The organism is Novosphingobium sp. PC22D, assembly GCF_002556635.1.
GTDB lineage: Bacteria > Pseudomonadota > Alphaproteobacteria > Sphingomonadales > Sphingomonadaceae > Novosphingobium.
Map to the genome: position 1 here is coordinate 182,964 of NZ_MWMO01000007.1, position 9,817 is coordinate 192,780.

The 9,817-nt window shown below is 62.5% G+C and carries 8 protein-coding genes and 1 pseudogene; 5 read left to right on the forward strand and 4 right to left on the reverse strand.

Annotation, left to right across the window (positions count from 1 at the left end; translation table 11 throughout):
- The first annotated feature begins 72 nt into the window (after positions 1-72).
- The 4 genes from B2G71_RS12805 to B2G71_RS12820 all read left to right on the forward strand — a co-directional run bounded on the left by B2G71_RS12805 (position 73) and on the right by B2G71_RS12820 (position 3,941).
- On the forward strand, positions 73-933 hold the full coding sequence (locus B2G71_RS12805) for a DUF3883 domain-containing protein (RefSeq protein ID WP_098106360.1): 861 nt from the start codon (positions 73-75) through the stop codon (positions 931-933).
- A gap of 46 nt (positions 934-979) precedes the next feature.
- A complete protein-coding gene (locus tag B2G71_RS12810; RefSeq protein WP_098106363.1) occupies positions 980-1,705 on the forward strand; it encodes a hypothetical protein in 726 nt (241 codons plus the stop codon).
- Between the two features lie 41 nt (positions 1,706-1,746).
- Entirely contained in the window at positions 1,747-3,183 is a 1,437-nt protein-coding gene (locus tag B2G71_RS12815) for a DUF2779 domain-containing protein (protein ID WP_098106365.1), read from the forward strand.
- 68 nt (positions 3,184-3,251) lie between these two features.
- Positions 3,252-3,941 carry a HEPN domain-containing protein gene (locus tag B2G71_RS12820; protein ID WP_098106367.1) on the forward strand — a complete coding sequence of 230 codons (690 nt, stop codon included), beginning with the start codon at positions 3,252-3,254 and terminating at the stop codon, positions 3,939-3,941.
- Positions 3,942-3,971: 30 nt separating this feature from the next.
- Here the strand turns inward: B2G71_RS12820 and B2G71_RS12825 are convergent, their stop codons facing one another.
- Both B2G71_RS12825 and B2G71_RS12830 read right to left on the reverse strand, forming a co-directional pair.
- Positions 3,972-5,300, reverse strand: coding sequence for an McrC family protein (locus tag B2G71_RS12825; RefSeq protein ID WP_098106369.1), 1,329 nt, complete (start codon positions 5,298-5,300; stop codon positions 3,972-3,974).
- Positions 5,297-6,727 (reverse strand): AAA family ATPase, encoded by a 1,431-nt coding sequence (locus B2G71_RS12830; RefSeq protein WP_098106372.1) that lies wholly within the window; start codon positions 6,725-6,727, stop codon positions 5,297-5,299. The genes B2G71_RS12825 and B2G71_RS12830 overlap by 4 nt, the downstream gene beginning before the upstream one ends.
- 151 nt (positions 6,728-6,878) lie before the next feature.
- Here B2G71_RS12830 and B2G71_RS12835 point away from each other — a divergent pair, with 151 nt between their 5' ends.
- Positions 6,879-8,075 (forward strand): IS256 family transposase, encoded by a 1,197-nt coding sequence (locus B2G71_RS12835; RefSeq protein WP_098106375.1) that lies wholly within the window; start codon positions 6,879-6,881, stop codon positions 8,073-8,075.
- Here B2G71_RS12835 and B2G71_RS24340 read toward each other — a convergent pair.
- A complete protein-coding gene (locus B2G71_RS24340) occupies positions 8,003-8,806 on the reverse strand; it encodes a hypothetical protein (protein WP_206049395.1) in 804 nt (267 codons plus the stop codon). The two genes, B2G71_RS12835 and B2G71_RS24340, sit on opposite strands and share 73 nt — an antisense overlap.
- A 43-nt stretch (positions 8,807-8,849) precedes the next feature.
- A pseudogene (locus B2G71_RS12840) lies at positions 8,850-9,749 on the reverse strand (IS3 family transposase); the annotation flags it as partial.
- Between the last annotated feature and the right edge of the window lie 68 nt (positions 9,750-9,817).

Below are 9,817 nucleotides of genomic sequence, written 5' to 3' on the forward strand. Positions count from 1 at the left end.
GGGCAAGCGACAATTCCGGTCGCATCATGGACAGGCCTTGCAAAGCCCGTGTCCTGCCGCTGATATGCTCCGATGCCCGGTGAGTGGACGCAGCCCGAGCTTGATCTCATCGTGGCGGATTATTTCGCCATGCTGGTGCTCGACATCGCGTGCCGCCCTTACAACAAGGCAGAGCACAATCGCGCCCTTCAGGAGGCGAGCGGCCGCAGCAAGGGCTCCATCGAGTTCAAGCACCGAAACATAAGCGCGGTGCTGCGCCTGCTCGGCCAACCCGTCATCACCGGCTACCTGCCGGCCTGGAATTTCCAGCAGGCGCTTTCCGATACGGTGAGCCGCTGGCTCGACACTCATCCGGGCTGGCTGTCGCTGCCCGACTGGGCGAGCTCCGTGGCGGAAGGGGGCGGAGCCCCCGGTGGGAACGTGCTGGCTGCCGATCCGCCGCCGCTCTGGTTCGGGCCAGCACCGGCGCAGCAGAATGAGCCGCCACCGCTCGGCGCGGCCGAAATCACGGCTTTCGGCAACCGCTATGATGTCGCTGGCCGTGATGCACGCAACAAGGCGTTGGGCGATGCGGGCGAGGAACGTGTCTTGCTGCATGAGCGGTCCTCGCTGCAGGATGCAGGCAGGGCCGACCTCGCCAGGAAGGTCCGCTGGACGGCGAAGGAGGATGGCGACGGATACGGCTATGACATCCGGAGCTTCGAGCCCGACGGCTGCGACCGCCTCATCGAGGTCAAGACCACCAATGGCTGGAACCGCACGCCGTTCTGGATCACCCGGAACGAGTGCAACGTGGCCGAGGAGCGCCGCGAGGTATGGCACCTGTTCCGCCTTTGGGACTTTGCCCGCAAACCGCAGGCCTTCGTCCTGAGACCGCCGCTGGACGCTCACCTTGCCCTCACGCCCACCACGTTCCTTGCGCAGCTGAGGTAAGAGGCATGCGACCATTTCTGTCGCATCGACGCCGGAGATCCATCGCATGACGAATCTCTTTCTTCCCGGCGTGCCCGAAGACCTGGTCCGCGCTTCCCTGGCCAAGGCCGGGGGCGATGAACTCCGGTCTGGCAAGTTCGCCAATCCGCAAAGCAGCGCAGCCCTTGCCGCCAACGGGTTCGGCTGGTTCCTCGAATGGCCGGACCTCCTGCCCGCCTTCCCTTGTCTCGGAGATATCGACTGGCCGGCAAGGAGCGTCGACGTCGAACGCCAGATGTGGTTCCCCTGGCCGGGCGGGCGCCACCCCTGGCTCGATGCTGCGGTCGAGACGGGCACATGCCTGATCGGTGTCGAGTCCAAGCGGTTCGAGCCGTTCCGTTCCGGCAAGGAGGCGAAACTCTCCGAAGCCTATGATCGCGATGTCTGGGGCGACGGCATGGAACCGTGGTGCGGCCTGCGCGACATCCTGCGTGCCGAGCCAAGGCGCTTTGCGCACCTCGATGCGGCGCAGCTCGTCAAGCACGCATTCGGGTTGGTATCGGAGTCCAGCCGGATCGGGAAGGAGCCCTTCCTGCTCTACCTTTTTGCTGATCCTGCCAGCGTGAAGCCTGAAAAAAGGGAGCGGCATCGCGCCGAAATCGAAGTGCTGGCCGAAAAGGTACAGGGCTCGCGGGTTCGGTTTGCTCCCTGCAGCTGGAGGGAATGGCTGCTGCTCTGGAACGGTGAGGCAGTGGCCCACGCATCGGCTTTGATCGAGGCCTTCGATCCGTGAGTGGTCCAAGGCGGCACGGTTTCTCCAAATCGCGCATCACCATGTTCGAGCAGTGTCCCAAGCGGCTCTGGCTCGCTATCCACCGGCCCGAGCTCGCGCAATTCGATGAGGGCGCGCAGGGCCGGTTCGACACTGGGCACAAGGTCGGCGAGGTAGCGTGCGCACTCCATCCGGAGGGCGTGATGGTTGAGGCCGAACCTGACCTTGTCGCTGCCCTTGAGGAGACCGAACGTCTGCTCGCCGAGGGCCATCCGGGGCCGATCTTCGAGGCGACATTCTCGCACGAGGGGGTGCTGATCCGCGCCGACATCTTGGAGGGTGACGGGGCAGGGGGCTGGCGCCTCGCCGAGGTGAAGAGCTCTACCGGCGCGAAGGACTACCATCTCGGCGACCTCGCGACCCAGTTGTGGGTCATGGGCGAGGCCGGAGTGTCGGTTTCGGCAGCGGCCATCCGCCACGTGAACCGCGAGTTCGTTCTGGAGACCGAGGGCGACTACCGTGGCCTGTTCGAGGATGCCGATCTGCTCGATGAGGCGGCCCTTCTCGCCCTTGAACGCCCGGCGCTGGTGGCTGAGGCGCGCGAGGTGCTTGCTGGCGCTGAACCCGAGCGCGACCTTGGCGATCACTGCAACGCGCCATTCCCCTGCGAATTTTCCGGCCACTGCTCGCGCGCGCTGCCGCCGGGTCCGGAGTGGCCGGTCGAGGTTCTGCCCAATGGGGCATGGAAGAAGTGGGCCAAGAAGGGCGTCGTTGACCTGCTCGCGCTTGACGAGACGACCATGCCCAAGCCGCGCGAGGCGCTGATCGTCGCGGCGACGCGCACCGGTGTTCCCTATCACGACCGCGAAGGCGCGAGGGCGGCCATGGCTCAATGGAGCTGGCCACGCGCCTGGCTCGATTTCGAGACCATTGCGCCGGCGGTGCCGCTGTGGCTCGGCACGCGCCCCTACGGCCAGGTCCCCTTTCAATTCTCGCTTCATCTCGAGCAGGAGGACGGGTCCATCATGCACCACGAATACCTGTGCTGTGACGGCTCCGACCCCCGCCCGGGCTGCGCGGCTGCTCTGGTCGAGGCGATTCCTCCAGAGGCGACCGTGATCGCCTACAATGCCGGGTTCGAGCGCTCAGTTCTGCGCGCGTTGGCCGATCATGTGCCGGAGCATGCGGCAGCGCTTTCAGCGATGGCCGAGCGTACGGTCGATCTGCTGCCGATCACGCGCGAGCACTGGTACCACCGCGACCAGCGCGGTTCGTGGTCAATTAAGGCGGTACTGCCCACCATCGCCGCCGAGCTCGATTATGCCGCACTCGAAGTGAAGGACGGCGGCATGGCCCAGGAGAGCTTCCTCGAGGCCTCGGACCCGGCCACCACGCCGGAACGGCGTTGGGCGCTGGAAGAGGCGCTCAAGGCTTATTGCGCGCGCGACACCTGGGCCATGGTGGTCGTCGCGCGGAGGCTGGCTGGGCAGGGCGATTGATGACCTTGCCGGACACGGAGGTCAGGTCCTTCACTGTTCCTTTCCGACGCGTCGGCTAAAATCGCCCGATGCCGCACCGCTACCTCCCAGACGATCCGCTCCATCCCGAGGCGCTCAAGGCCAAGCAGCGCGCACTTCGCGATGGCTTCTCCACCCCGCTGACCCTGCGGGTCCACCGCGCGCTTTCGTGGCTGAGGCGGGCGGAAGACGAAGAGAGCGATGGCGATGTGCGCTTCATCCTGCTCTGGATCGGATTCAACGCGGCCTATGCGGGGGATGTCGCCCACGCGTCCGGGCCTGACGACCGCAAGGAGCGGGACCGCTTCCTCGCGTTCTTTCGAACACTGGTCAGCTTCGATGCGCGGCATCGGCTTTACGACATGGTCTGGGACCGCTTTCCGCAGGAGATCCGTCTGCTGCTCGACAACCGCTATGTCTTCGCGCCCTTCTGGCTGCATCAGAACGGCGTGCCGGGCTATTCGAACTGGGAGGGCCGCCTTGCCGGCGCGCGGGAGGCGATCAACAAGGCGCTGAAGGCCCACGATACCGCGAGCCTGCTCTCGCTGCTGTTCGACCGCCTCTATGTCCTCAGGAACCAGCTCGTGCACGGAGGCGCCACCTGGAACAGCAGCACCAACCGCGACCAGGTCCGCGACGGCGCTGCGCTGCTCGGCTGCCTGCTACCGATCTTCATCGACCTGATGATGGACAATCCGGAGCATGACTGGATGATGCCGCATTATCCGGTGGTCGATTAGAACTGCAGACGCGAGCCGCTGACTTTCCTGTCAGGACATCGCTACCGGCTTGGGTAAGAGCATTGGCTCAACGAGCTCGCGCAGCGCGGTGACGGCGACCGTCGAGGCTTGTGCGAGGTCAATCCTTCCCAGGGTCAGCGCTTCGTGACCGCCATCGATGCCGAACCTTCGGGCAGGTACGGGCAAGGTGCCGGGCGCCGCTGGATAAATCAGCATCAGGCGTTCGCAGCGGTAAAGGCGGGCATAGGCCATCATCTGGTAGACGTCTGCCTGGTTCACGCCCTTCCTTTGATCGAGCGGGTTGGCGGCGAGGGTCTTCCACTTGGTGTCGATCACCGCCAGAACCTCGCCACCGCGTTTCAGCAGGATATCGGGCCGGGTCTGGAAATGGCGGCCCTCGCAGGGTCCGTCTTTGGTTACGTTGCCCAGGCAGTAGCGAAGGCCTCCCTGGGCAACGATTTCGACCTTTCTTCGAGCAAGGGCGCGGCGTAGCAAGGTGACGACGGCGGCTTCGAACAGGTCATTCATGGCAAACAGCAGGGTCAGGCCCTCCTGCGCGCCGGCTCCGTGGCGCGTGGTCTGCCATTCACGTTTCAGGAGGAGCCCGGCGAGCCGGAACAGGCACTCCCAGCGCCGGTTGGTACGGTCGATCCGCACCCTGTCCCAGGGCAGCGCCGAGAGCGGCAGCAGGGTGACATCGGCGAATACGAAGCGCAGTTCGTCCAGCAGCCGCTGCGTCGCCGGGGTGCGGGCGTGCCTGCGCAGGTTGACGACGGCGCAGGCCATCACCTGCATCAGCGCAATGTCATGGCTGAGCACGTCGTATCGGCAGGCGAGCCGGTCGGGGCGTACCGCGTTGAGCGTGAACTGCCGCGCCACGTCCAGCCGGCCGCGCAACGCAGGGAGGTCGTCCTCGCAGGCCATGTAGAGCCGGGGCAGGCCCCGGCGCGTCTCGGCGAGAAGGCGTTCGGCGAAGGTGCGAATGAGGATTTCCAGAAGGCTCTCGACCCCATGAGCCATCGATGCCGCGGCACCCTCTCCGATGCCGAGATCGAGCGCCAGGTCGAGCAGGGAGACAAGCCGCCGCCTTACGCTTGGCGCATCCTCGTCCGGTCCGTCAGGATCGACCTTGGGCAGGATCTCCAGGCTGCATCCCGGCGCGGCAATCACGCCCACCATCTGCCGGGCCTTGAGATAGTGCCGGTGGTCGGAGAGGATGCCGCTTCCCTTGTCGCCACCCAGCGGGTGCTCCCGTGCGGCGGCGACTAGGGCTTCGGCCTCACGCACGGAGAAACCGCGCGCGCAGCCTCCGGCACTCACCGGCAATTCGCCCCATTCCCGAACCGAGCGGTGGGTCATACGCTGTCGCCGGTCGCTTCTTCCTCTTCGTCGGGATCGGCGTTGGGCTCGGCATCGGAAACGAGTTTGCTGTAGGCATCGTCGAGGAAGGTCTCCCGGACGAACCAGGTTTTGCGTTCGCGCTGATCCTTCATCCCGGGCGGTGGCTGCAGCTTGTCGACGCCGATGAAGCCAGGGCCAACGACGGCGCGGATCTGGCCCCAGTTCTCGAAGAAGTATTCCTGCAGCAGCGGGATCACCTTGTCTCGCATCACCGCGTCGACTTCGGCTCTGGTGCCTGGTCCCATGAAATAGGCGTGCCCGATGCGGTGCTCGCGGTCGAGGAGGTACTCGATCCGCTTGTTGATGGTGGTGAGCACCTTGGGCAGGTCGATGCCGTCGACCACATCGAGGAGCTTCGGATCGGGCGCCAGCTCGCGAAATGTGAACCGCCGCCGCAATGCCGTATCCAGCAGCGCGATGGACCGGTCTGCGGTATTCATGGTCCCCAGGATATGCAGGTTCGCCGGCACCCCGAACGATCGCTTCGAATAGGGCAGCGTGAGCGTGAGTGCGTTCTCCATTCCGAGTCGCTTGTCGGGTTCGATCAAGGTGATGAGCTCTCCAAACACCTTGGAGATGTTCGCCCGGTTTATCTCGTCAATGATGAGGACGTGAGGTCTTGATTGTTGCTCGACTTCAAGCTGACCGGGCATGCCATTTGCGATATCTTCAATTCGCCTTCGGTCAAGGGGATCGACGCGACCAATCTGGTAGATTGTATCCCTTGCGAACATTTTGGGAGTGATGGTGTCGAGGGGCAGGCCTGCCGTGTCATGCCATAACCACCGTACTTTTCGTAGGTGGCAGTAGTTTCGTTCCGGGCGCGGATGATATTCGTAGCCACCTTCAACAACGCCGATGGCTCGGAAGGCGCGAAGACCTTTGGAGACAATGAGGACATCGCCGACGTCGACTTCATTCCGGAAGATCTGAGTGCATTTGACGATCCCGTTGCGCCGACCAACGACTTCGTCGGGCCGCGTTTCCTGAGCGGTTCGGATGATTTCCTCGATATCGGAATACTTTGGATCCCGCCAATCTATGCAGCCAAAGCTGAAAAGGGCATATCCATTCTGAATGGACTCGTTGAATACCCAGTCACTCTCAGGATTGCCGTGCTCGCCAATCGACATCTTGTATATTCGACGTCCATCCAACGAGAACCTCTCCGGATCACCGCCAGAAGACAGCGGTAAGGCGCAGCGTTCGGCAATCTGTTTGAAGATGCCATCGTGGGCTTCGAGCGTGAAACCGCCGCTGCCGCCGTCAATCTCGTCGCTGGTGACAGGCCTCAGACCTTCGACGAAGTCTTCGTAGCTGAAGTTCTGATGGAAGGTTACAAAGCTGATCCGGCCATCATCCTGCAGGGCGCGATATAGAGCCATGAGCTCATTCCGATCGCCCGGCACCGCTTCACCGCATAGTCTTACTGGGTCGTGTCCCGCGGGGTGGTGTAGGAAGGTTTCCCTGAGAGGGTGGCCACCGTCGATCTTCTGGTAGGGTTCGGATGCGAACTCGAACCTGGAGAAGAAGACGATGACCGAGGACAGAATGGCCCTTGTTGAGCTGATCGAGCAAGGGGCTGATAGCGATTTGGTGCGTGAGATGCTGGCTTTCGCCGCAGAGCGTATGATGGACCTGGAGATTGAGGCGAAGACAGGCGTGCCTTGCGGATCACGCAGCCCGGAACGGCTGAACCACCGCAACGGCTACCGCGAGCGGGGTTGGGATACGCGAGCTGGCCGGATTGATCTGGCAATCCCGAAGCTTCGCAAAGGCAGTTACTTCCCGAGCTTCCTGGAGCCACGCCGCACCGCCGAGAAGGCTTTGGCGGCGGTGATCCAGGAAGCCTGCGTCCACGGCGTTTCGACCCGTTCGGTCGACGATCTGGTCAAGGCGATGGGCGCCAGCGGTGTTTCAAAGAGCCAGGTCAGCCGTTTGGTTGCCGAGATCGACGAGCGGGTGAACGCTTTCCTCACGCGACCCATTGAAGGCGAGTGGCCCTATCTATGGATCGACGCCACCTACCTCAAAGTGCGCGAGGGCGGACGGATTGTCTCGACGGCGGTGATAATCGCGGTGGGCGTCAACACCGATGGCCGACGCGAGGTTCTAGGCGTGGCCACCGGCCCGTCGGAAGCCGAACCTTTCTGGAAAGCCTTCCTGCGCTCTCTGGCTGACCGAGGCTTGCGCGGTGTGAAGTTGGTCATCGCCGACGATCACAAAGGGCTGCGCGCTGCCGCGAGCAAGGTATTTTCCGCGACCCAGCAGCGCTGCCGGGTGCACTGGATGCGCAACGCGTTCGCCCATGCCGCGCCGAAACAACGGCCTGCCGTCATTGCCATGATCAAGACCATCTTCGCGCAGGAAACGGCCGAGGCGGCGCAACAGCAGTGGAACCAGGTTGCCGATGCCCTGCGCGAGAAGTTTCCAAAGCTGGCCGACATGATGGACGCATCACGCGAGGACGTGCTCGCCTACATGGCATTCCCCAAGGATCATTGGGCGCAGATTGCGTCCACCAACCCGTTGGAAAGGGTCAACAAAGAGATCAAGCGAAGGGCAGACGTGATCGGCATATTCCCGAATGACGCTGCCGTCGTTCGTCTCGTCGGAGCGCTCATGCTGGAGCAAAACGATGAGTGGGCGGTATCGCGCCGCTACATGACACTGGAAACCCTCGGCTCGGTGAGCCATAACCCTATTGTCAGCTTGCCAGCACTGGCAGCCTGACCTGAACCCGATCCTGCCGCAGATCGACGGTTCCTACACCACCCCCCGGGACACGACCGTCTTACTGCCTCGAGTGCAGTCGAATACGTTTTACCCGTACCAGGAGGACCATAGAGGATAAGATTGTTTGGCTGTGGCATCGAGCCATCCTTTTTGACCGCATTGAACTTGTCGGCCCATTCACCAACAAACCAGTCAATGTCCTGTTGGGCGCCTTCGAAAATGAAAGCTTCCAAACGGCGGGCCATCTCGCTCTCGGTGAGAGGCAGTGACCAGATCGTCGCATTGCTCGTATAGAGCCACCAAAGCCGTTCCTCCGGAAGGCGTGTCCAATCGACGTCGATTGAAATCCCGTCCGTGCTCGCTGTTTTAACGATGCCGGTTGCCCGGATCTTCATGGCAGTGACGGGAACACCATTATTCTCAAATGGAGGTGTCCTTTGGTTCGCTAGAAAGTCGCGCATCACGATCCGGTCGCCTGGTCGCATTTCGCGCAGCATGCGATTGTATTTGTGGCCGCTGTCATAAAGCAGATGCCAATCGCCACGCTCTAGGAAACCTCCCAAGCCATCGACCTGTCCATCAAGAGCCGTGACCAGCCAGACCGGGTTGTGAGAATGATCGAAAGTGAAGCGGTATCGAACAGTCGAGCTTCGATCCGGTCCTTTGCGGCTTACCAGCTTGACGTGAGCCTCTTTCGCGAAAATTTTGCCGTCGAGTACCTGACACACGTTTGGCATCGCATTTTCGAGGCCCTGAGTAGCCCCTAGTTTTCTAGACGCCTTCTGCTTTCAAAATCTGCTGCCGTTCGAACTCCACGGGCGACAGCATCCCGTTCCTGACGTGCTTGCGTACCGGGTTGTAGAACATCTCGATGTAATCAAACACGTCCTGCCGGGCTTCCTCGCGGGTTTTGTAGGTGCGGCGCCGGATGCGCTCACGCTTAAGCGAGGAGAAGAAGCTTTCGGCGACGGCATTGTCATGGCAGTTGCCGCGTCGGCTCATCGAGTGCTCAAGATTGTGAGCCCGAATAAAGGCAGCCCAGTCCATGCTGGTGAACTGCGAGCCCTGATCCGAGTGGATCAGCACCCGTTGCTTTGGTTTGCGCCGCCATACCGCCATGTGCAGCGCCTGCAGCACCACATCGGTGGTCTGTCGGCTCTGCATCGACCAACCCACCACGCGGCGGGAATAGAGGTCGATCACGACAGCCAGATAGGCAAAGCCTTCGAGGGTGCGAATGTAAGTGATGTCGGTCACCCAGGCGCGATCGGGAGCAGCAACATCGAACTGGCGATCCAGCGTGTTGTCGACCACCAGGGACGGCTTACCACCGTAGCTGCCAGGCCGGCGTTTGTAGCCGATCTGTGCCCTGATGCCCGCCAGCCTGGTCAACCGCGCAACGCGGTTGGGGCAGCAGGTCTCGCCGTGATCCAGCAGGTCGTCGTGCAGCTTGCGGTAGCCATAGACTTTGCCGCTGTCGTTCCAAGCCTTGCGGATCAGATCAGTCTGCCGGGCATCTTCCCGAGCCCGCTGGCTAAGCGGGCTCTTTTGCCAAGCATAGAAACCGCTAGGTTGCACGGCGAGGCAGCGGCACATTGCCCGCACGCCAAAGCGATCGCGATGCTCGGCAATGAACGCGTATCTCACTTTGCATCTCGAGCGAAATACGCGGTGGCTTTTATGGAATGGCCCGCCCCTTATCAGCTGGCGCTATGATGGCGTCAGACCGAAGGGAGAGA

Bases quoted from the DNA above. Each gene is read 5' to 3' on its own strand.
- B2G71_RS12805 (WP_098106360.1), top strand. From the start codon at position 73: ATGCCCGGTGAGTGGACGCAGCCCGAGCTTGATCTCATCGTGGCGGAT.
- B2G71_RS12810 (WP_098106363.1), top strand. From the start codon at position 980: ATGACGAATCTCTTTCTTCCCGGCGTGCCCGAAGACCTGGTCCGCGCT.
- B2G71_RS12815 (WP_098106365.1), top strand. From the start codon at position 1,747: ATGTTCGAGCAGTGTCCCAAGCGGCTCTGGCTCGCTATCCACCGGCCC.
- B2G71_RS12820 (WP_098106367.1), top strand. From the start codon at position 3,252: ATGCCGCACCGCTACCTCCCAGACGATCCGCTCCATCCCGAGGCGCTC.
- B2G71_RS12825 (WP_098106369.1), bottom strand. From the start codon at position 5,300: ATGACCCACCGCTCGGTTCGGGAATGGGGCGAATTGCCGGTGAGTGCC.
- B2G71_RS12830 (WP_098106372.1), bottom strand. From the start codon at position 6,727: ATGGCTCTATATCGCGCCCTGCAGGATGATGGCCGGATCAGCTTTGTA.
- B2G71_RS12835 (WP_098106375.1), top strand. From the start codon at position 6,879: ATGACCGAGGACAGAATGGCCCTTGTTGAGCTGATCGAGCAAGGGGCT.